This is a genomic window from Prevotella sp. 20925_1_30, assembly GCF_041433025.1.
In the GTDB taxonomy this organism is placed as follows: Bacteria; Bacteroidota; Bacteroidia; order Bacteroidales; family Bacteroidaceae; genus Prevotella; species Prevotella vespertina.
Genome location: NZ_JAPWAR010000074.1, coordinates 1 through 591 on the forward strand (window position 1 = coordinate 1; position 591 = coordinate 591).

Annotated in this window: 1 rRNA gene; it reads right to left on the bottom strand. The window is 41.5% G+C overall.

The features are described from left to right. Window positions 1–224 precede the first annotated feature (224 nt). Window positions 225–337: ribosomal RNA gene (rrf, locus tag O3603_RS12065) — 5S ribosomal RNA — on the bottom strand. Window positions 338–591: the final 254 nt, after the last annotated feature.

The following is a 591-nucleotide window of genomic DNA, read 5'->3' on the forward strand; positions in this document are numbered from 1 at the left end:
TTTGGAGAGGGCGGGGAAGAGGATTGGAGAGAGAAGGTCAGTAATGGCTCTCCATCTACATTACTTTCCTGCGGATGGTGGAGGTTCGTTTGGAGAGGGCGGGAGAGAGGATTGGAGAGAGGAGGTTGAGGAGTAATAAGGTAATAGAATTGAGAGAGGAGCCACAAAAAAAGGAACAAAAAAAGAGAGCCTCGAAGATTTCTCTTCAAAGCTCTCTAAGTAAAAGAAGGCGGCCACCTACTCTCCCGCATTGCATTGCAGTACCATCGGCGCAGACGGGCTTAACTTCTCTGTTCGGAATGGGAAGAGGTGGAACCCCGACGCAATAACCACCTAATATTTTGTTCGATTGACTAGTTATGAAGTTGACTAATTGACTAGTTATTGCTTCTGTCTTTTGTCATTGCTTCCTTTCTTATCAGTAGATTTTTCATCGTTTTATATTAGTCTCTTAGGCTAATAACTCGTTTACTTGTACACTTTTAACTTGTTTTCTTGTCAACTTGTCTACTCGTAAACTCTTCTACTAATCTGTCAACCGTATAAGGTGACGTATTTTCACAAGCAAAGACTTTATATTAGAACTGATTA